Below are 21,028 nucleotides of genomic sequence, written 5' to 3' on the forward strand. Positions count from 1 at the left end.
GTTCCAAGATCCACTTCTATTCATAATTAATAGTCCACTTCTAGATGGGCGAGTCGGAAGTCGGTATAATAGGAACCAGTCAACTGAGACTATTCTATAATCATCCATGTGAAAATAAAGCGAGGAACAACCATGAATCTCCAGCTTAGCTATGAGCAACGATTGGCTGAGGGCAGCAGTAAGGCAGACGCCTTGTACCTGACCTTACGCGAGGCTATACGGACAGGCAGCCTGAATGAGGGGGATAAGCTGCCTTCATCCAGGCAGCTCGCAGCGGAGTACAGCGTGTCGCGGGGATCCGTTACAGCGGCATTCGATATGCTCTATGCGGAAGGTTACGTTCGCATGGAGCGGGGGAGCGGCACATATGCCTCTTATCGGATGCCAGAGCTGCTTGCAGCAGATACAGTGCCAGAGCGACAGCGCAGCACGATGACCATCGATGACGAGAGCATCCCGCTCTCTTCATGGGCTAAGCGGCTGCCTGCTGCAGCTTCTCCACACCCGATCCCAAGGGGATTAGGACCAGCCGCTATCCTCGCTGACTTCCGGAGCGGACAGCTAGACCCTGAGGCCTTCCCTTCAGCAGATTGGAAGCGAGTGATGTATAACGAGATTCGCCGCCTGGTGGAACGGCAGTCTGAGGACGAGTACCAAGCCGAAGGTCACCTGCCTCTGCGTCAAGCGATTGCGCATGAGCTCAGACGGGAGAGAGGCATCGCAGCTCTGCCGGAGGATGTGGTCATTACGAGCGGCTCTAGCTCCGCCCTTGCTCTCCTCGCCATGCTGCTCATTGAGCCTGGCGATTCCGTTGTACTGGAGAACCCGTGCTATAGCGGGATGAAGCGATCTGTGCAGGCAGCGGGAGGAAAAATTGTTCCAGCAGCTATAGATGATGAAGGCATCATACCAGCCGATTGGAAGTCGAGGCTGCTGCTCGTCACGCCGAACCGGCAGTTCCCGACAGGTGTGCAGCTGTCCCATGCACGCCGAACCGAACTGTTAGAGTGGGCTTCCAGACAGCAAGCCTACATTATCGAGGATGATTATGACAGCGAGTTCCGCTGGGGAGGACGTCCGGCTGAGCCGCTGAAGTCGCTCGATGGAGAAGGGCGGGTCATCTATATCGGGACGTTCACCAAGACGATGTACGGCGACCTGCGAATTGGCTACAGCGTCGTGCCTGAGCGGCTGCGAGATTATATTCGCAGAGGGAAGCTCATGCTGGAGCCGCATCCCAGCTCCATTGCCGAGCAGAGAGCGTTAGCAGCCTTCATGGGCAGCGGTCAGTATGCGAAGCATATGAGGCGGTCGAGGAGGACCTTCGGCCGGCGCCTCAGCAGGTTCAAGGAAGAGGCGAGGAAGCATCTAACGGAACTGTTCCGATTCGCGCCATCGTCCGCAGGGCTGCATCAATATGCAACGTGGAGGCTAGATCGGCCTGCTTACGAGCAGCTAAGGGACGCTTGTGAGGAGGCGGGGGTGAGATGGAGCTCAGGTGACGGGTACTGGCTGACGGGAGAGTCGAGCCAAGCACCATCAGCCTTGTTCGGATTCTCCCATCTGGAGGAGGAGCAGATTAGGCGTGGAATTGAGGAGATCGCCAGGCAATGGGATAGGCTATAGCACGAACATGCCAAGAGAGAGCCATAGGCCGTCGCTGAATAATCCGACATGGCAGATCAGCCGCAGCTATGAACGGTAGAGAACAGCATAGCTTCATGTCCCAGCCAGCGCACCACACAAAAAGCAGCGCCCAGCAAGATGGAGGTCCATCCGCTGAAGGCGCTGCTTCATTTTTTTCTCAACGAGAAGTGGGTGATACTGCCTATCCTTAAGAGGAGCTCTTAACCGTCCCGAGCCATTCCCCCATACGAACCTTCGAGCCCACCTTCAGGTCAGGCCGCGGCAGGAATGTCTCATCCTCCATCAAGAGGACGACGGTTGAGCCGAATTCGAAGTAGGCAAGCTCGGCACCCTTAGCCACTTCATCCACGATGGGTTCCACATACTTGATGCTGCTCACATTCATCGCCCCAACCTTGACGACAGCCATCTCGCCGCTCTCGTGCTGAATGTAGCTAATGAGCCGCTCATTGCGGCTAAGGACGCGCTTCATCTTCCGAAGTCCGAACTCATTAACGGGATACACCTTGCCCACGAGATGCTCTCTCTCCACGATGTGTCCTGCAACCGGCACGTGAATGCGATGATAGTCCGTCGGACTAAGATAGAGCACCATATAGTAACCATTCCGATAGTTCTCGGTCCTCGGCGAGCCGCCAAGCAGCTCCAGCGTCGTGTAGTCCTGGCCCTTAATATTGAAGATCGTCCCGTCCTTAATCGGACCGAGACCCGTAATGAGCGCATCGACCGGGCTTGCCACCCCATCCGAATTCGTATCAATCTCACGCATACCAGGCTTCAACCTGCGGGTGAAAAACTCATTCAGCGTCCTATATTCATGGAGAAGCTTCTCGGCTTCCTCCACCTTAATTCCGTACATGCTTGCGAACCTGGGAATGAAACGCCTTGATGGAGCAGACTGGGCGAATCGTCCGGTCATTCTTGATATCCACTTGCGCGAGCTTAGCTCGGTCATGGAACGCAGCAGCCAGTCCTTCATACGTGCAGCCACACGTCCTTTCTCTCTCATTGCTGATCTATAGGTTGATTCCTAGCCATTAGTGTGACATATGGACTCCTATAAATCAATAGAGGAAGGGCTCGTGCCCCGTCCGCATGGCTGCCAGAATTCGCTATACTCTCGGCCTGCCTGCAGCAGTTGACTTCCGAATGCCAGTCATCCATACGGCTACAATCGCAATGGCCAGAATAATGGACGCACCAATCGCTGTGTTCGCAATCGTGCTCTCATCCCCCTGCTTCTGAGCAATGGCGATGAACGCCCACACGAACACGAGCATATAGGCCCCATCCTTGAATATCCACCCGATCAACAGCCCCAATACAGTCGCTACGACGAGCCCGATAACGGTCCATGTCACAGCGGACAAGCCGAGGTCATCCATGCCTGCCTTGGACAGTGCGATGGTGACATTGACAATTGTCGCCACGCTAATCCAGCCTAGATATAGACTGAAGGGCAACTGGACGAGCAGCTTCTCCCCCCAAGATGTCCGGCCCGCTGCTCCTTGAACTCGGGTATAGATCATGATCAGGGTGAGGAGGAGCCCCAGCATGATGAAGGCACTGGCGGTTACGAGCTCATAATGCCAAGCGAGTATCCATGCGATATTGAAGAGGCAGCTGACCAAGAACCATGGGCCGATGCTCTGCACCGCCTGGCTCTCTCGCCCGCTTGAGGTGAAGGAGTAGATCACGAAGCCGATTAGCAGCGCATAGATGACGCTCCAGATGGAGAAGGCATAGCCGGCAGGGGTGATGAGCACTGGATATTGATCAGACAGCTCTCCTGTTGTCTTCCCATTAATAGGAAGCAACGTGGCGAGAGCGTTAATGACGATTACAGCGATCACACCTAGCGCGTTAAGCCAGCGATAGCTAACGGATTGGTTCATTAGTAGGGCCTCCAATACAGGTTTATAGTTTTTTAGTGTGACAAGTATTTACCTTATGGTATATATTCACCAAGTCGTCCTTTCAGTAAACAAATCTCGTTTAGCTTGTCCATATTTTGCCTATGCTTGCTGGTAGAGGTGGTGAAATGATGTTGCTGCTCATAGGAATTGTAATTGCCGCTGCGTCGCTGGTAATGGGTTGGCTGGCCAGGAGGAGCGGGTCTGCACGCAAGTGGATAGATGGCGGAGGGATGCTTGCTCTGTTCGTGTTCATCGTTATAGCTGCATCGACGGTCATGAACGTCATTCTTCATCAGGAAGTATTCATGACTCAGGTTCATGAGGTGTTCCTCAATCCATTCTGGCTAATGAGCGGGGCTTATCTAAGTCCTTATCTGATCTCGCGGGCTGGCCTGCTCCTAGTAGATACGAAGTAGGCAGGCTTGTCACCGGGAACCGGGCAAGCCTCCTTGTGCATATGCTAACTTATCCGCATCCGCGAGGAGGCTTCTACCGCTATGACCTCACCCCCCAGAGTTGCCGTTATAACACCAGGATCCTTCCCCATTCCATCCCCGACCAGCTCTTCCGTGGAGCGGGTGGTGGAGCAGTTCGTTCCCCTGCTGAGGCCGTTCGCCGAGCCGCGAATCTATGGGCGGACAGCGCTGGGTCTGCCACGGGTCGGACAAGTGGCGGATGTCGTATGCGAACGCTTCCCCGCATCGAACAAGCTTCACTACATCGAGGAGGTCAGTCGAGCCATCCAGTCCTTCTCTCCGTCTATCATCCAAGTGGAGAATCGGCCGCAATATATGCTGAAGCTGCGTGAGAGACATCCTGCTGCCAAGCTGTGGCTGAACCTCCATTCCTCCACCTTCATTACTCCCTCAGCCATCGCGATTCCTCGGCTCCATCAGAGCCTGCAGGCTGCTGACCGAATACTGGTCAACTCTCAATACTTAAGGAGAATTATTGCAGCGAGAGCTCCGGAAGCTGCGGCGAAGCTCAGAGTGATCTATCCAGGCGTACAGACGGACCGATTCCTCTCCCAATATAGTGTGGAAGGAGAATCTCGAAGAGCAGCCATCCGTCAGGATAGAGGGCTCCAAGGCAGGAAGGTCATCCTGTTCATGGGCAGATTGCTTCCACTGAAGGGAGTACATCACTTGCTGCATATTGCCCCTGCTCTCATCGCGGAGCATCCGAATGTTAAGCTCGTCATAGTAGGAAGCCCGTTCTACGGCTCACATCGAACGACTGCGTATGCCCGGGAGCTGTTCCGCATCGGCGCCAAGTATCCTAGTCATATTGCCTTCATTCCTTATGTTCCCTACACGAAGGTGCCGGACTGGTTCCTTGCGGCTGATATAGCCGTGGTTCCATCGGGCAGCAGGGAGGCATTCGGCCTGGTCAATGTGGAAGCGATGGCAAGCGGAGTCCCCGTCGTTGCTACTCGCGCAGGAGGCATTAGAGAGATTATCCGCAATGGGCAGACGGGCTATCTCATCCGTCCTGAGAGCATCCAAGGGGATCTGCTCAGTCACCTCAGCATGCTGCTGAGGGATGACATCCTGCGGGAGCAGATGGGGAGAGCGAGCAGGGAGCGTGTGGAGCAGACCTTCACCTGGCGCAGAACCGCCGATCGCTGGCTTGACATTATGCGGGAGCCTTGGCAGCGGGAGGGGCGGAATGAATTCACTATGGGCGAATAGAGCAGGATTCGTTATGATAGAGAGCAAGACGACCTATGAGGCAACTGCTACAGGTTCTGCAGGAGGATGACAGGATGTACAAGGCACTAATCGTAGATGATGAGATTGAGATTCGTGAAGGGTTGAAGAGCCGATTCCCATGGAAGGAGCTTGGAGTATCTGAAGTAGCTACTGCAGAGAATGCCGAAGAAGCCTATCATACCGCATTGCGTATCAGACCGGACATCATCCTGACGGACATCTCCATGGGAAGAGTATCTGGCCTCGATTTTCTAGAGAGGCTCCAAGAGAGCGGGATGGACGCTGCTCGTACGATCGTCATTACGGGATATGATGACTTTCATTATGCTAAGCGTGCGATTCGTCTTGGCACGGTTGATTATTTGCTTAAGCCCGTGAATACGAATGAACTTAGATATGTAGTAACCAAGGCGCTCATGGAGATTGACCAGTCGCGCAATCAGACACGTCTTGTTCTTGAGCTGGACCGGGAGATGCCTCGGATGAGAGAGGAGTTCATTCAGGAGCTCATTCATTCGGAGTGGAATCCTTTCCTGGAATCCAAGACTATGCAGAGACTCCATTCGATAGGTCTTGACTGGATGACAAGAGGGACCTGCTCCTTGCTGTTATGCGAGGTTGATGATCTTAGAGTGATGGCTCAGAGGCCGAGAGTAGCGAATGAGAAGGAACTGGTGCTTTTTGCAACGGGGAACGTCATTCAGCAGTCTATGGAAGAAGGGCATATGGGCCACTTCGTGGTCGTCAGGGATGGGGAGGATCGATGGCTGATCGTGGTGCAATCCGAACAAGCAGGGGACGAGCAGGGGCAGCCTGTGGCCGCAGCAGAGATGGCTTCCTTGCTCATCAACAGGATTAATACCTATGTGAAGGTCAAGCTGTCGATTGGCTGCAGCTTCCCGGTGAGGGATCTCAGGCTAGTGAAGTCTGCCTATCAGCATGCTGAGCAGATGCTTCAGCAGAAGGGTCTGTTAGGTGGGAACCGCGTGTTCGCTGCCTCTGAGGAAGAGGAGCATGCGCCGCAGGCGGAGATTAAGCTGAATGATCCGGATGAGATGATGGACCTGCTGAAGTTCGGTACGCCGGAAGAGCTTGCTGAAGGGATGGACAAGTTCCCGGAGTTAGTCAGGCTGTGGGGGATGAAGTCGATTCGGGAGATTCGGCAGCAGACCTTCGAATGGCTTCATCAGCTGTTCAAGAGAGCGGAGGAAGCAGGCGCTCAGGATCGATGGTGGGATGGGCAGCTCATTCAGATATGGGAGGACCTGGATTCCTATGATACGGTAGAGTCTCTCCGCGCTGGCGCTGAAGCTTATCTGTCTAAGCTTGCAGAGACACCGGGTCTGCGCAAGAGCAGTCAGAATCAGCTGATGGCCGCGTCGGAGCAGTATATCCGCTCTAACTATGCACAGAACCTAACGCTGCAGTCTGTTGCTGAGCAGGTTCATGTGACGCAAGTGTGGCTTAGCAAGCTGTTCAAGAAGGAGCGGGACCAGACCTTCCTGGAATTCCTGACTGAAGTTCGAATGACACAGGCGAAGGAATTGCTGGCTGATGTGAAGTATCGGGTGTATCAGGTGTCGCAAGAGGTAGGCTACAAGGACCCAGTCTACTTCACTAAGCTGTTCAAGAAGAGCACTGGATATACCCCGAAGGAATATCGGAACTTGAAGGGGCTGTCCGATGAATAGCTTGAACAATAAGCGGGTTATGCTGCTGTCCATCCGCAGCCAGATTATATTGATGTTCTTCCTCGTCATCGTCACACCATTCGGATTGTTCTCCTACCAGTCTCACCTGAAGTCCGTTGATGCCATATCCGGAGTGAACGCGAACTATGCGATGGACTACCTCGTTCAATCTCGGGAGAGGATTGAGACCAGACTGGCAGAGACGAATGCTATGATGCATGAGGCAGTTGGCAGTGAGGTCATTCAGAGTCTCATGGTCAGGCCGTACCAGGATGCCGATGACATTCGGTACTTCATATCCGAGATGCTAAGCTATTCTTACACACAGAGGCTTGTTACAGAGGCGCTCCGTATCCGAATCTTCCCTGCAGAGCCTGATCGCTATCCGGAATACCTGTCAACCATTGACGTGAACTCCAATCTAGCGGATGAAGAATGGTTCAAGGAGGTTCGTGAGAGCGGGAAGCCGGCTTGGCACTTGTTCATCAAGGAGGACAATCCGATCCTGTATGCCAAGCCTAAGCTTGCATGGATTAAGCAATTCTCAGGGCTGTATGATAACGTGCCTCGCGGTGTCATCTCGGCCGAGATTGCCGAGGAGAGTCTACAGGAGGATATGGCTCCTCCGGAGACGGTCCAAGGTCAGAAGACGTACATGATTGATAATGATGGGGTCATTCTCTCTCATCCCGTTCAATCGCTTATTGGAAGCAAGCATGCGTCGGAGGCGCTTATGGACGAGGTTACGAGACGATCCGAGGGAAGCCTGCGGATGGAGCTGGATGGGCAGATGTCACTGGTAACGCATGTTAGGCTGACAGCCCAGCCTTGGACCATTATTCATACCGTACCGCTGGCGGAGCTGACGAAGCCGATGGATTCACTGAATACGCTTACTATCGGATTCGTACTGGTCTATCTTCTCTGCTGTATTCTGGTCGTTCTCTATATCACCCTGCAGTTCACGAATCCCATCGTCAAGCTCGTGCGCTCCATGCGTGTAATGGAGCAGGGACAGTTCCTGTTCCAGCTGCCCAAGCTGCGACGCAAGGATGAGATTGGCTGGCTGTATCAAGGCTTCGAGCGGCTATCAGGCCGTATTGAAGGGCTGATTGGAGAGGCGTATGAATCGGAGCGGACGAAGAAGGAGCTGGAGCTGCAGGTGCTCAGCCATCAGATTAACCCGCACTTCCTCTACAATACGCTCGAGTCCATACGCTGGAAGGCAGAGCAGCAGCATATGGATGAGATTGCAGGGATGGTGGAGTCGCTAGGCAATATGCTGCGGCTTAGTCTCAACCAAGGGAAGGAGCTGACTTCCGTTGGCCGTGAGCTGGAGCATGTGAAGGCTTATGCTCGCATCGAAGCTGCGCGGTTAGGCAAGCCTCTTCGCATCCTATACTTCATAGACGAGGGGATGCTCGAGCTGCCTTGCTTGCGATTGTTCCTGCAGCCGCTCGTCGAGAATGCTATTCATCATGGAGTGCGCAATCAACCGGAGCAAGGGAAGATTCTGCTGTCGGGCAAGCGGGACGGGAATGATATGCTCTTCGAGCTCAGTGATAACGGAGAGGGGATGCCGGAGGCGGTCATTCGCATGCTCCAGGACCCGAACTTCGTCCCGGACCCTTCCAGCCGCAGAGGGGTAGGGCTGTTCAATGTGAATGAACGGCTTAAGCTGTACTTCGGTGAAGCCTATGCCCTGACGATCCTCTCCAAGCCGGGAGAGGGAACCCGAATTATGATTCGACATCCAATGGTGCAGGACGATGAGGGTCACATACCTAGGTAAGTAGATAATTAAGCAGTCGTCTTATAGAGCCCGCTCTCCTATGCAGGAGGGCGGGCTTATTGCGTTTAATGGGCCTAATGCGTGCCTTAGCCAGACGATTCATAGACAGGTAGACAATCTTATACCTGTAAAGTTTAAGATTGACTGCTATTACTGAGGACCAATAACCAGTACGATTGAACTACATCAGAGAGAAGTGAATAACAACGGAAACGAGGGGGTACCCATGTCATCCAGATTACAGAGCAAGCGGACGGGATTCGGCAGAGAATGGACAGCGAACTGGAGCGTCTATATGATGTTCCTGCCGGTAGGCGTGCTGCTCCTTATGTTCAACTACCTGCCAATGGCCGGACTTATTATTGCATTCAAGAACTTCGACTTCTCTGAGGGCATATTCGGCAGCGGTTGGTCGACGCCGCTCCTGTCTAACTTCGACTACTTATTCCAATCTTCAGCCGCTGCGAGGGCCATTCGCAATACGATTATGCTGAATGCCTTGTTCATCGTCGTTGGCTTAATCTTCGAGATCGGACTTGCGATGCTGCTGAATGAGATTCGCAGCAAGTACTTCCAGCGGGCTGTACAGACCGTAACCTTGTTCCCATACTTCATCTCATGGGTAGTCGTAGGCGTATTCGTCTACAATCTGCTGACCGATGTGGGAATGGTGAATGCGATGCTGAAGTCATTCGGCATCGATCCGGTAGACTTCTACAACAGCTCAGGGCTGTGGCCGATCATTCTAACCTTCATCACGCGCTGGAAGCTGACTGGCTACGGATGTATTATCTATCTTGCAGCGATGGCCGGCATTAATCAGACTTACTATGAAGCGGCATCGATTGACGGCGCTTCGAGATGGAGGCAGATCTGGCATATTACACTTCCGCTGCTTCGTCCAACTGCCATTATACTAACCTTGCTCGCCGTAGGAAGAATTATGAATGCCGACTTCGGTATGTTCTGGGCGGTGCTTGGCGATGCCCCTTCCCTCTATGAGACAACGGATGTCATTGATACGTTCGTCTATCGAAGTCTTCGTGTGACAGGTGATATTGGAATGGCATCAGCAGCTGGATTCCTGCAGTCCACTATTGCATTCGTATTAGTATTCGCTAGTAATCTTGTCGCACGCCGAATTGATCGAGATTCTGCATTATTCTAACAGGGAGTTGGATTCATATGCCTACTTACAGCAAGAAGTTCCCGCTGTCTCAGATTATTATCTTGTTGGTCGCGGGACTATTCTCCTTGTTCTGCCTGCTTCCCTTCATCATGGTTGTGAGCGGATCGCTTAGCACAGAGTCGGATATCTACAAGTATGGATACGAGCTATGGCCGAGGAATCCGACCTTCTTGTCGTATGAGCTGCTCTTCCTTGGTTCAGCCAAGATATTCACCGCATACAAGATGAGCATTATCGTGACCGTAGTTGGAACGCTGCTCTCCCTGCTCGTGAACTTCCTGGGAGGCTACGCAATGGCCAGGAAGACGCTGCGTTATCGCAAGGCGCTGTCCATCTACGCGCTGCTGACCTTAATGTTCAACGGGGGATTAGTACCCTGGTACATCGTCTGTGTGAATATTCTGCACCTGAAGGATTCCATGTGGGCGTTAATCTTGCCAGCTCTGGCCCAAGGCTTCTACTTGTTCCTCATCCGCAACTTCTTAATGGCCATTCCGGAGGAGCTGTTCGAATCCGCTAAGGTAGACGGAGCAAGCGAGTTCCGCCTGTTGTTCCAGATTATTACGCCGCTGGCACAGCCGGTACTAGCAACGGTAGGCCTGTTCGTCGGGCTGAACTACTGGAATGATTGGTTCCTGGGCTTGATGTTCATTGATAATACAGATCTGCAGCCGCTGCAGCTCATCCTGAGGACGATCGTATCCAATGTCGACTTCCTCCGAACGTCAGGCAACGCAGCGCAGATGCAGCAGCTATCCGCACAGATTCCTTCAGAAGGAGTCAAGATGGCGACGACCATCATTACGATAGGCCCAATCGTGCTGCTCTATCCATTCCTGCAGCGCTACTTCGTGAAGGGCTTGATGGTTGGAGCGGTGAAGGGTTAATGAAGCCAGCTTAGGCTGAATCGGTCTGATGAGAGGACTGTCAATTGATGGCGCTAGTCTCATCAGAACCGTTTAGTATACACTACAAGAATATAGGGGGAGTAACAGGATGAATAACAAGGTATTCAAGCTGTTGACGCTATGTCTGCTAGTCTGTGTCTTATTGTCAGCTTGCAGCGGAGGCAATAATAGCGGTTCGAAGCAAGAGAATAACAATGGCGGTGCCGGTACTGAAGGAGCTTCAGAGGGCGAAGGCAAGACGGAAGAGGAAGAAGTAACCTTGAAGTTCTACTTCGGTGGAGATAAGAAGTCTGCTACAGACGAAGTATGGTCTGAGGTTAGCAAGTATGTCAAGGAGAAGGGCCTCAACGTCAAGTTCGAGATTAGCACCATTCCATTCGGCGATTACAAGCAGAAGATGATTGTGATGTCTGCATCAGGCGATGATTGGGATGCCAACTTCGACGGCGACTGGCTAGCTTACCAGCAGATGGCTGCTAAGGGTGCCTATATGCCTCTGAATGACCTGCTACCTGAGCATGCTCCGAACCTGTACAAGGTACTTCAAGAGCAAGGAACGTTGAAAGCGGCTACAGTAGGCGGCAATATCGTTGCTCTGCCATGGTCGATGAAGATGAATGCACGTCCATTCGTACGCTGGCGCTCTGATCTGACGGAGAAGGCTGGTCTGACGCAAGCGAAGGATTCCATTAAGACTGTGGAAGAGCTGGATGCCTTCGCTCAGAAGCTGAAGCAGGCCTATCCAGATACGAAGATTGGATTCCCGGCGAACAATACGGTACTGCTGAGCTTCTTCACGCTTCGTGACGAGCTGTACGATCTGCGCTCCCATGGTCTCCATGTATCCTTGCAGGATTCCACTTACAAGGTTACACCGATTGAGCAGACGCAGACTTACCGTGATGCGGTCACCTTCGCCAAGAAGTGGTTCGACAGCGGCATTATTAACAAGGATGTACTCGTAGACAAGCAAGATCCAGGCTCACTGTATATGAACGGCAAGATTCTGCTGGCTAATACGAGCCATGAATGGGCGAATGCGAACCAGCCATTCGCAGATGCGACTTGGAAGAACGAGACTTCTATGCTGTATCCGGACAAAAAATACGCGAACCGTACAGCACTTGCTAACGTATTCGCCATTAACAAAAACTCGAAGCATGCGGACCGTGTCCTTCGCTTCCTAGATATGCTTGAGACGGATGCGAAGCTGTATGATCTCGTTCAATATGGTATCGAAGGCAAGAACTATGTGCTCGATGGCAAGACAGCGAACTATCCGCAAGGCATGGATACTTCAACTAGCAACTACATGGAGTGGGGCGGTCAGTGGGCTCTATGGAAGCCGCAGTTCATGCGTCCGAACTCCACGTATTCCGAAGGATTCTGGGTTCGTGAAGCAGAATTCGCAAGCGAGTCTCAGAATGTGAATTCACCTCTAGACGGCTTGTTCATCACAGAGGATGCCATTAAGACGGAAGCGGCCGGCGTTGACCAAGTCTATGATGAGTTCGGCCGTTCGCTTGAAGTAGGCGCTGTGAAGAATGTTGACGAAGAGATTAATAAGTATATTGAGAAGCGCAAAAAAGCAGGTATCGACAAAGTCGCTGCTGAAGCGCAAAAACAGCTGAACGCATTTTTGGAAGCTTCCAAGTAAGAAAGTAGAAACGATGTAGGAATACAGCATGGTGGAGGGAGCACACGGGTCAGAACATCAGGCCTGTGTGCTCTTTATCATAAGAATAGAGAGAGGATGAAATGATGATGAAAAAAGTAAGGATATGGCTGTTGTTACTTGCAATATTAGGCTCTATACTATGGCCTGCGGGTCCGGATTCCAGCAAGGCTAGAGCTGCGGGGGGAACGTTCGACAGCGGGTTTGAAAGCGCTGACACTCCGTTGACCTGGAATGACACCGTTGACTGGAGCCAGAATGTAGGGGGATACTGCTGTGGGTTAACATCCATGGAGAGCTCTCCTAGAGCAGGTGAAATCTATCATAGCGGGACTTCGGCCCTCATGTACTCAGGCAACGACCTAAGCGCAAGCCAGTCCTATTCCTATAATAAAATGTACGATGTGCATATTCCAGTCAGCAGCAGCAGTCAACTGAGCTATTGGATTTATCCTGCTCAAGCGAATGGAAAGTTTGTTGCTCTTGATTTTATTTTCACCGATGGCAGTACACTACGTGATTCAGGCGCTAGAGATCAGCATGGTAATCCGCTCCACCCAGCGGCCCAGGGCGGCCAGCTGAATGTGAATGCCTGGAACGAGGTTCGCACCTCCTTCGGCTCTGTGCCAGGTATGGCGGGTAAGACGATTGATCGCATCTTGGTCGCTTATGATCAAGCTGGCAGCACCGGCTTGTACCGGGGATTCATAGATGATATTGCCATTACCGAGGGTACGGTTAGTCCCGTCCAGAGAGATTCTAAGATTGTAAGTACGGTCTATGCGACGGAGGATATCGTCATGTCTGATTACAATGTGACTTCCTTCGGGGCAGATTCAACAGGGGCGGCAGATTCAACCTTAGCTATTCAGAATACAATTGACACCGCTTACAATGAAGGGGGCGGCACGGTGTGGATGCCTGCGGGAACCTATAAGGTAACGGGCACCATTAATGTGAAGGCATTCGTAACCCTGCGAGGAGACTATCGGGATCCAGATTCGGGCAGCGGAAGCTATGGCACGGTCATTCGTGCAGAGCTGGCGAGCGGTGACAATGGACCTTCCTTGTTCCGTGTCGGGGGCAGCGCAGGAGTGGTCGGACTGACGACATATTACCCTAATCAGTCTGCAGCGAATCCTGTTCCCTATAATTACACCTTCGAGGTTCCTGGCCGTGCCTGGGTTGGAGATGAGAACTATATGATGGCTACCATTATGAATGTGACGATGCTTAATTCCTATCGCGGAATCGGCATCAGCACGATGGCTAACGATCAGGGAGCCGGGGCTACGAACGGGCAAGTCCATGAATCATCCACGGTTAAGAATGTGAAGGGAACGGTTCTGTATAGAGGAGTAGTTGCGTACAACGGTGCAGACGTGGGGACCTGGAGCCAGATCCAGCTGTCCAATTCGTACTGGGCTAACGCAGGAAGTGCCTATCAAGCGCCTGCCTTAAGCACATTGAACAGCTGGACTCGAGCGAATGGTGTCGGCTTCACGCTAGGTGATCTGGAGTGGGATCAATTCATCGGTATCTCGTGCTCGAACTATCAGATTGGCATTCATATTGTGAGCGGGCAGAGAATTCAGTTCGCTGGGCAATTCATGTGGGCGAGTATTACGAGCACTGACATTGCCGTGAAGGTAGACAGTATCGACAACCGCTGGGGGATGTCCTTCCTTCGCAGCGAGCTGACGGGGAGTGTGGCAGCTGTTCAGAATAATACAGGAGGTTATGTGAAGGTAACGGATTCGACGCTGCAGGGAGGAACGAGCGGAAGTGTCATCGTGGCTTCACCTGGAACGAGTCCTGCTGCGGCTCCGGGAGGTTCGCCTGTGAAGGTGACTCGCGCTGTCCTGTATGACGTGAGCAAGGCTCCCTACCTGGCTCCTTCCGTGTCGTCAGTCGGCTCGGTCATGCCTGCTGCTGATGCGACTGGAGTCATTCAGCAAGCATTGAACGATGCGGGCAATGCCGGGGGAGGAGTCGTGTATGCTCCTGCAGGCTGGTACCGCTTGAACGGTACGTTATCCGTTCCAGCGAATGTTGAGCTGCGCGGAGCATCATCCGTCCCTAACCGGGATCAGACCGGGAGGAGCGGCGGTACGGTATTCATGACGTATCATGGCCGGAACTCCGCATCATCCGATACTGCTGCTGCGTTCGTTACATTGAACGGAAGCGGTGCAGGGGCCAGAGGCTTCCGAGTGTTCTATCCGGAGAACAATCCGCAGAGCGGGATTGTGCCGTATCCATTCGCCATTCGGGGCAAGGGGGCGAACCTGTCGGTGGTCAATGTCGGGCTGGTCAATGCCTACAATGCGGTAGATTTTGAAGAGTCGCCGAACACGGATAATCATTACATCGAGAGTGTGGTTGGGACGATTATCAACCATGGGATTATAGTCGGGCCAAGCAGCAGCGGGATGGTAAGAGGCGTATTGACCAATGGCAATGCGGTCTGCCGAGTAGGCTTCCCTATAGCAGGATGGGTGAATGAAGCGGATGTGTTCACGAAGGTTATTAATCCTTATACGAGGCAGCAAGAGCGGCTCATCGTAGTTGTTGGAGCGTCCAATGAGACGCTGCTGAACAACTTCGCCTACGGTGCATATCTCGGACTGCATGTCGTGTCGGGCAACGTCAAGTCGTATAACCTAGGCGCGGACAATCTGAGCAGCAGCGGGTACAGTGTGAAGGTGGACAGCGGCAATGTGCAGGCGATGAATGTGATGAGATACAACGGCAGCACGCTATCGGGGAACGCCACCATCTACAATGAGATGGTGTTGAATTAGAGCGACAGATTGTTGGGGCAGCGGAGTGAGGTGGTGAGGGGAGGGAGATAAGTACGAGGAAGGAAGCGAGGGATGGGGCCCAGAGGGGGTTAGGAACCGAGGAATCGCTGTAGTTGGCGGTTCCTCTTTTTGTTGCAGTGTGTGGAGGAGGCGAGTTTGATGCAATAGCGCAAGAATGTGGCGTTGCAGCGCCGGGAGGAGGCTAGTTGGGCGCAATAGCGCCAAAATCTGGCGTTGCAGCGTGTGGAGGAGGCTGGTTGGGTGCAATAGCGCCAGAATGTGGCGTTGCAGCGTGTGGAGGAGGGAAGTTTGGTGCAATAGCGCCAGAATGTGGCGTTGCAGCGTGTGGAGGAGGGAAGTTTGGTGCAATAGCGCCAGAATGTGGCGTTGCAGCAGTTGGAGGAGGCAAGTTGGAGGCAGTAGCGCCAGAATGTGGCGTTGCAGCAGCTGGAGGAGGCTGGTTGGGTGCAATAGCTCCAGAATGTGGCGTTGCAGCAATGGGGGGAGACGGATGGAGGTAGAGAGAGGTACGGTGAGTGGTTCGTGGTGGAGACGGATGGAGGTAGAAAGAGGTATGGAGGGTGGTTGGTGGTAGAGAGATGGATGAAGGCGATTGGAGGTATAGAGGTGTATAGAGATGGGTAGAGATAGTGGAGGTATGTGAGATGGGCAGAGATGAATGAAGGCGGATGGACATGGATGGAGTTGGATGCAGTTAAATGCAGTAGAACGCAGATAGATAGAGCTGGAATGGAGGTGAATGGTGGAGGAGATATCAACACGAACGCCGTACCCTTTTCATTTTGGAGGAAATATCCGCTTTATTAAAATATTTTGGAGGATATATTTACTTAGGGTAAAGACCATGCTACAATCAGTCTTGTGAACGGTTACACAGTATCATCATTTTTCAAGTGAAGAAGGGGAGATTGAAGTCATGACAAGAAACAAAATGATGCTCGCTCTTGTACTGATGGTTGCCATGATCGTAACGGCAGCATGCGGTGGAGCAAACTCGAACACGAAGTCAGATGCAAACAACAATGCCGCTGCAACCGATGCGCCGAAGGATCCCGTAACTATCGAGTTCTGGACGATGCAGCTATCACCAACATTCGATGATTATATTAAGAACGTAATCTCCAACTTCGAAAAAGAAAACGCAGACATCAAAGTAAAATGGGTAGACATCCCATGGGGCGATATGGAGAAGAAAATTCTGGCTTCCGTCGCTTCCAAGACTGCTCCAGACGTAGCCAACCTGAATCCGCAGTTCGCCTCCAAGCTGGCTGAGCTGGATGCACTGGTGAACATGGATGAGATGGTCGACAAGGCAACCATCGATACTTACTTCGAAGGCGTATGGAAGTCCAACACCTTCAACGGCAAGACATTCGGTATCCCTTGGTACCTGTCATCTGAGATTACGATGTATAATACGGATATTTTCAAGGCGGCTGGTCTAGATCCGGAGAAAGCTCCTGCGACCTATGAAGAGCTGGCACAAGTGGCCAAGACCATTAAGGAGAAAACAGGCAAGTACGCTTGGTTCCCGAACATGGACGGCAGCAAGGTGCTGGAAGGCATGGTATCCGACGGCATTCAGCTGACTGACGCAGACATGAAGAAATCCGCGTTCAACACGCCGGAAGCAGTAGCCTTCTTCCAATATTACACCGATCTGTATAAGCAAGACCTGATTCCGCGTGAAGTGGTGACTGAAGGCCACAGCAAGGCAATCGACATGTATCAAGCAGGAAGCCTGGCTATCCTGGCATCCGGCCCGCAATTCCTGAACAAGGTCCAAGAGAATGCGCCAGACGTGCTGAAGGCGACGAAGTCCGCTCCTTCCGTTGCCGGCAAGACGGGCAAGAAGAACGTAGCTGCGATGAACCTTGTCGTGCCGAAGCAGAGCAAGCATCAAGAAGCGGCTGTGAAGTTCTCGGTGTATATGACGAATGCGGAGAACCAGGTTACCTTCGACAAGATCGTACCGATCCTTCCTTCCATCGAGACTGCGCTGGAGGATCCGTACTTCAACACGCTGCCTGAGAGCCCGACTCCGATTGACCGTGCACGTATCGTATCTGCTGCACAACTGAAGGACAGCGAAGTACTGGTACCGCCAATGAAGAACTATGACGAGATTAAGAAGGCCATTGTAGAAGAGCTTCAAGCTGCGATGCTTGGCAAGAAGTCCGCTGAAGATGCCGTGAAGCAAGCTGCGGCACGTGTAGATGCAGAGCTGGCTAAATAATTCATTCCACTAACTAGAGGAGGGGAGAGAGAAGAGAAGTCATCTTCCTCCTCTCCTCGTTCATTACAGAAGTGCTAGACACATAGGAGAGAACCAATATGAATCCAATACTGAACCTTATAAAAGGCGAGCTAGTCGTATCCTGCCAGGCGCTTGAGCATGAACCGCTGCACGGTGCAGCGAACATGGCGCTCATGGCTAGAGCGGCGAAGGAAGGCGGGGCGAAGGCCATTCGCGCCAACGGCGCAGCTGATATTCGTGCCATCAAGCAGGAGACCGGCCTTCCCGTCATCGGGCTCATCAAGAGAGATTACGATGACAGTGAGGTGTACATCACCCCTACGAAGAGAGAGCTTGACGAGCTGCTGGAGGCTGGTGCGGATATGATAGCACTGGATGCTACTCGCAGAGCCCGTCCCGGCGGAGAGACCTTAGAGCAATTAATAGCTTACATGCAGGAGAAGGGCACCTGTATAATGGCAGATATATCTACAATAGAGGAAGCCTTGTATGCAGCGGAGCTGGGTGTGGATGTTATCTCTACGACACTATCCGGATATACCCCTCACTCCAGACAAGAGAAGGGACCAGACTTCGAGCTGATGCAGCAGGCGGTTGCACAGTGCGGCATTCCTGTCGTAGCAGAGGGCAAGATCTTCGCTCCAGGAGAAGCACGCAGAGCGATGGAGCTGGGCTGCTATGCTGTAGTCGTAGGATCAGCGATTACAAGACCGCAGATTATTACCTCTAATTATGTAGATGCCATTACGAATCTGGGAGCTGAGCGTGATGTCAAGTCGGATACTGAGTTCAAGTGTAGTAGCAGCTATTGAGAGTCATTACCCTACGCTAACGAAGTCTGAGCAGAAGGTTGCGGGAGTTGTCCTGCAGCGTACCGAAGAGGTCATCTACTTCTCCGTTACCGATCTAGCTGATACGGCGGAAGTAGGAGATACGACCGTTCTTCGATTCTGCCGCACTATCGGCTTCAAGAGTTATCAGGAGTTCAAGCTGGCGCTGGCGAAGGAAGCTTCGAGGCCATCGGAGGATCCCGCGAGGAGCAGACAGAGCGGATTCGTAGAGCAGATCTATGCGAACAGCTTGCAAGTGATTGAGAAGAGCCGCTCCTTGCTCGATACGGAGACGCTGCATGAAGTCATTCACAGATTCTCTGAAGGGAAGAGCATTCACTTCTTCGGAGCCGGTTCGTCCGGAGTATCCGCCCTGGAAGCGAAGGCCAGATTCCTGCGCATTGGCCGGAGAGTAGAGTCAGGCGGCGATACGCACTTCCAGGCGATGAATGCAGCCACGTTAACCGAGCATGATATCGCGATTGGCATTAGCGTATCTGGCAGTACGAAGGATACCATTGACTGCTGCCAGACAGCGAAGAGCAATGGCGCAACCGTCATTGCCATTACGAACTACGCTAGATCGCCTCTGGCGAAGCTCGCGGATTATGTGCTGCTGACCGGCGGGATGGAAGCTCCGCTCGAGGGCGGATCGCTGGGAGCCAAGATCTCTCAACTGCTCCTCATTGACATGATCTGCACAGGTGTAGCCCTTAAGGATCAAGAGCATTCCGTCACGATGAAGGAGAAGACAGCCAGATCTGTTCTTAATAAAATCTACTAAGCAAACGTGGTGACTTCAGGTGAAAGCGATAGGCATAGATATAGGGGGCACTCGGATTAAGGGAATATTCATGGATGCAGACGGCACCGCCTATTCCCGTACCGAGGAGCTGACCCAAGCAGAATTAGGGAGAGAAGCCATTCTGGGAGCGCTCTATCACGTCATTGACCGCTTGCTGGTGGGAACAACGAAGGTCGAGGGCATAGGTGTCGGCACCGCGGGCAGAGTGAATACGTCCACGGGGCAAGTCATCTACGCCACCGACAATCTTCCAGGCTGGCATGGGCTGCAGCTTCAGCAGCTGCTGGAGAGCAGGTATAAGCTGCCCGTCAGCGTAGACAATGATGCGAACACCGCCCTTCTCGGCGAGCATTGGCTAGGCCTTGAGAAGAGGGTGGATGATCTGTGCATGCTCACGCTCGGCACGGGCGTCGGCGGAGCGAATATGATTCAAGGTCAGCTGCAGCGCGGCCATTATTATCAAGGCGGAGAGTGGGGACATCTGCTGCTTGCAGCGGGAGGCAGGCCATGCAATTGCGGCTTGCACGGCTGCATCGAGCAATACCTCTCCGGCACAGCGCTTGTGAGAGACGCAAGAGAACGTACGGGAGAGCCCTACACCCATGGCCAAGAAGTGTTCGAAGCGGCTAGCGGTGGAGATGCTAAGGCGAGGGAGGTCGTCACGCAGTATGTCGACTGGCTGGCTCTAGCCATTCATCAGGTTGCCGTCTCGGTTAATCCGGAGCTTGTCCTAATCGGCGGAGGCGTTATTCATTCCAAGCATCTCTGGTGGCAGCAGCTGCTCGAGCGGTTAGAGCATTATCGAATTCCTGTGGGGGTAGGCGCAGCTCAGCTTGGCAATCAAGCGGGCAGCATCGGCGCTGCACGGCTTATATTCAATGAACTTACGAGAAGGGGGGAGCAACAGCATGCTAACTAGACGATATACCCCATATCTATTCCTAATCCCGGCTTGCATCATATTGGGAGCGTTTATTTTCTACCCGATGCTTAATGCCATCTACCTCAGTCTGACCGACTACAACATGGTGACCGAGGAGAACTTCGTAGGAGCAGCTAATTACAAGGAGCTATTCGGTTCCGATTACTTCTGGAAGACCTTAGTCAATACGTTCCTGTACCTGATTGTTGTCGTGCCTTCCCTGGTGTTCCTGCCCATCTTCATGGCGATTCTAGTGAATCAGCCGTTGAAGGGAATTGGCATCTTCCGTTCCGCCTACTATATTCCGGTTGTTACTTCCATGGTCGTAGTAGGGATTATCTGGAAGTGGGTGTACGCGGATCAAGGGATTCTGAACTACATGCTTCAGGAGCTTAATATCATCAATGGTCCCGTGCACTGGCTGACGTCCACCTCGACAGCGATCTACGCGGTCATGGCGGTTACGGTATGGAAGGGTCTAGGCTATTACATGGTCATCTACTTGGCCGGCCTGCAGTCCATTCCAGCTGATCTGTATGAGGCCGCTACGGTGGATGGGGCGAGCAAGTGGAAGCAGATCTTCCACATTACGATTCCTATGCTCTATCCGTCCATTGTCCTCGTATCGATCATGTCGTCCATCTCCGCAATGAAGGTGTTCGAGGAGATCTACGTCATGACGGCTGGCGGACCGCTTAACAGCACGAAGACCATCGTATTCTATATCTATGAGGAAGCATTCGACAATCTGAACATGGGTCTGGCAAGCGCGGCTGGAGTTGTCTTGTTCCTCATCACACTTGTCCTGTCCATTATTAATATCCGAGTGATGAATAAGCGCGAGAGCAGCATGATGTAA

Annotated in this window: 16 protein-coding genes; 14 read left to right on the forward strand and 2 right to left on the reverse strand. The window is 52.7% G+C overall.

The window, feature by feature from the left end; translation table 11 throughout:
- Nucleotides 1-132 precede the first annotated feature (132 nt).
- Nucleotides 133-1,626, forward strand: coding sequence for a PLP-dependent aminotransferase family protein (locus ACFO9Q_RS09665; RefSeq protein ID WP_379181215.1), 1,494 nt, complete (start codon nt 133-135; stop codon nt 1,624-1,626).
- A gap of 208 nt (nt 1,627-1,834) precedes the next feature.
- Here the strand turns inward: ACFO9Q_RS09665 and asd are convergent, their stop codons facing one another.
- Together asd and ACFO9Q_RS09675 are read right to left on the reverse strand one after the other, a co-directional pair.
- Nucleotides 1,835-2,626 (reverse strand): archaetidylserine decarboxylase, encoded by a 792-nt coding sequence (gene asd, locus ACFO9Q_RS09670; protein WP_379181303.1) that lies wholly within the window; start codon nt 2,624-2,626, stop codon nt 1,835-1,837.
- Between the two features lie 133 nt (nt 2,627-2,759).
- The gene (locus ACFO9Q_RS09675) at nt 2,760-3,542 is read right to left on the reverse strand and encodes a TspO/MBR family protein (protein ID WP_379181217.1); all 783 of its coding nucleotides are present in this window, start codon (nt 3,540-3,542) and stop codon (nt 2,760-2,762) included.
- Nucleotides 3,543-3,688: 146 nt separating this feature from the next.
- Here ACFO9Q_RS09675 and ACFO9Q_RS09680 point away from each other — a divergent pair, with 146 nt between their 5' ends.
- The 13 genes from ACFO9Q_RS09680 to ACFO9Q_RS09740 all read left to right on the forward strand — a co-directional run bounded on the left by ACFO9Q_RS09680 (nt 3,689) and on the right by ACFO9Q_RS09740 (nt 21,028).
- Nucleotides 3,689-3,979 carry a transposase gene (locus ACFO9Q_RS09680; protein WP_379181219.1) on the forward strand — a complete coding sequence of 97 codons (291 nt, stop codon included), beginning with the start codon at nt 3,689-3,691 and terminating at the stop codon, nt 3,977-3,979.
- An 81-nt stretch (nt 3,980-4,060) separates the two neighbouring features.
- Nucleotides 4,061-5,254 carry a glycosyltransferase family 4 protein gene (locus tag ACFO9Q_RS09685; protein ID WP_379181222.1) on the forward strand — a complete coding sequence of 398 codons (1,194 nt, stop codon included), beginning with the start codon at nt 4,061-4,063 and terminating at the stop codon, nt 5,252-5,254.
- 74 nt (nt 5,255-5,328) lie between these two features.
- Nucleotides 5,329-6,966: a response regulator gene (locus tag ACFO9Q_RS09690; protein ID WP_379181224.1), complete on the forward strand. Its 1,638-nt coding sequence runs from the start codon at nt 5,329-5,331 to the stop codon at nt 6,964-6,966.
- On the forward strand, nt 6,959-8,758 hold the full coding sequence (locus ACFO9Q_RS09695; RefSeq protein ID WP_379181226.1) for a cache domain-containing sensor histidine kinase: 1,800 nt from the start codon (nt 6,959-6,961) through the stop codon (nt 8,756-8,758). Before ACFO9Q_RS09690 ends, ACFO9Q_RS09695 begins: the two co-directional genes overlap by 8 nt.
- Nucleotides 8,759-8,984: 226 nt before the next feature.
- Entirely contained in the window at nt 8,985-9,926 is a 942-nt protein-coding gene (locus ACFO9Q_RS09700; protein ID WP_379181228.1) for an ABC transporter permease, read from the forward strand.
- Nucleotides 9,927-9,943: 17 nt separating this feature from the next.
- Nucleotides 9,944-10,834, forward strand: coding sequence for a carbohydrate ABC transporter permease (locus ACFO9Q_RS09705; RefSeq protein ID WP_379181230.1), 891 nt, complete (start codon nt 9,944-9,946; stop codon nt 10,832-10,834).
- 109 nt (nt 10,835-10,943) lie between these two features.
- Entirely contained in the window at nt 10,944-12,512 is a 1,569-nt protein-coding gene (locus ACFO9Q_RS09710; RefSeq protein WP_379181232.1) for an extracellular solute-binding protein, read from the forward strand.
- Nucleotides 12,513-12,613: 101 nt separating this feature from the next.
- Entirely contained in the window at nt 12,614-15,334 is a 2,721-nt protein-coding gene (locus ACFO9Q_RS09715) for a glycosyl hydrolase family 28-related protein (RefSeq protein ID WP_379181234.1), read from the forward strand.
- Between the two features lie 937 nt (nt 15,335-16,271).
- Complete coding sequence (locus tag ACFO9Q_RS09720; RefSeq protein WP_379181236.1) at nt 16,272-17,591, forward strand: ABC transporter substrate-binding protein; 1,320 nt, start codon at nt 16,272-16,274, stop codon at nt 17,589-17,591.
- A gap of 98 nt (nt 17,592-17,689) precedes the next feature.
- Nucleotides 17,690-18,424, forward strand: coding sequence for an N-acetylmannosamine-6-phosphate 2-epimerase (locus ACFO9Q_RS09725; protein ID WP_379181239.1), 735 nt, complete (start codon nt 17,690-17,692; stop codon nt 18,422-18,424).
- Nucleotides 18,381-19,226: a MurR/RpiR family transcriptional regulator gene (locus ACFO9Q_RS09730; RefSeq protein ID WP_379181241.1), complete on the forward strand. Its 846-nt coding sequence runs from the start codon at nt 18,381-18,383 to the stop codon at nt 19,224-19,226. Before ACFO9Q_RS09725 ends, ACFO9Q_RS09730 begins: the two co-directional genes overlap by 44 nt.
- Before the next feature lie 19 nt (nt 19,227-19,245).
- Entirely contained in the window at nt 19,246-20,166 is a 921-nt protein-coding gene (locus tag ACFO9Q_RS09735) for an ROK family protein (protein WP_379181243.1), read from the forward strand.
- Nucleotides 20,156-21,028: a carbohydrate ABC transporter permease gene (locus ACFO9Q_RS09740; RefSeq protein ID WP_379181245.1), complete on the forward strand. Its 873-nt coding sequence runs from the start codon at nt 20,156-20,158 to the stop codon at nt 21,026-21,028. The genes ACFO9Q_RS09735 and ACFO9Q_RS09740 overlap by 11 nt, the downstream gene beginning before the upstream one ends.

This window comes from Paenibacillus sp. GCM10023252 (assembly GCF_042653305.1).
GTDB lineage: Bacteria > Bacillota > Bacilli > Paenibacillales > Paenibacillaceae > Pristimantibacillus.